Source organism: Vibrio sp. 1401, from assembly GCF_033340295.1.
In genome coordinates, this window is sequence record NZ_JAWOWF010000531.1 from 1 (window position 1) to 615 (window position 615).

The window sequence follows — 615 nt, forward strand, 5'->3', positions numbered from 1 at the left end:
ATTTCCATCAACAATCACAAGTTCAACATCACGCTCTAGAGCATAATGCTGCAAACCATCATCGGTAATGATGATATCCACGTCGAACTCTACTAGCGCTTTCACGGCGTTTGCACGTACAGGGTCTACTGCGACAGGAGCTCCGGTGCGCCGGTGGATGAGTTTAGGTTCATCACCACAATGTTGAGTAGGAGTATCATCATTTAACACCAGCGGATACTGCGGAGCCTTCGCACCGTATCCTCGAGACACCACTCCCGGTTTATACCCCAGATGTTGTAATTGCTCGACCAGCCAAACCACAACAGGCGTCTTACCATTGCCACCAGCGGTGATATTACCGACCACTACTACGGGCACGGGTGCTTGATACGCTTGCTTGCGACCAGTTTGGAACTGTTGACGCTTCGCTCTACTGATTGCACCAAACAACACACTGAGTGGCCATAATAATGGCCACAACAGATATTTTAGTGGATGATTTTCAAACCAGATTTTTTCAACCACAGTAACTATTCGCCAAACTGGATGCGATGAAGTTGAGCGTAAGCGCCATTCTTAGCAATCAAGTCTGCGTGATTACCTCGTTCAATAATGGCACCGTCGTCTACGACT

At 48.0% G+C, this 615-nt stretch carries 1 protein-coding gene; it reads right to left on the bottom strand.

Translation table 11 applies throughout. From position 1 onward, the window contains the following. On the bottom strand, positions 1-507 hold a 507-nt coding region (gene lpxK / locus R7Z77_RS26660; RefSeq protein ID WP_318137211.1), incomplete at its 3' end, for a tetraacyldisaccharide 4'-kinase. Positions 508-615 lie beyond the last annotated feature (108 nt).